Genomic DNA, 221 nt, shown 5'->3' with positions numbered 1-221 from the left:
ACCCGCGACCACGGCGGTGCTGTGGAATGAGGCCTCCCATCAGGCGACATCGCTGCCGCAGACCCATGCGCCGCGCATGGAGGCCATCGCCACCTTGCAAGCCGATGGTTCGGTGCGCATTGCCAACGGTGTCGATGCCAAGGGGCAGCCGTTGCACGATGCCTGGGTCTTCCCTCCGCAGACCTCCTCCAAGTTTGCGGCTTCAAAACCCTCGTCCACCT

1 protein-coding gene is annotated in these 221 nt (G+C 64.7%); it reads left to right on the top strand.

From position 1 onward, the window contains the following. Window positions 1-221, top strand: a 221-nt coding sequence (locus AC4HNJ_RS22125) for a hypothetical protein (protein ID WP_490481761.1), incomplete at both ends; no start/stop codon positions are given.

It is taken from the genome of Dyella sp. SYSU CM1112 (assembly GCF_058216415.1).
This window is presented reverse-complemented; position numbering and strand designations above follow the sequence as displayed.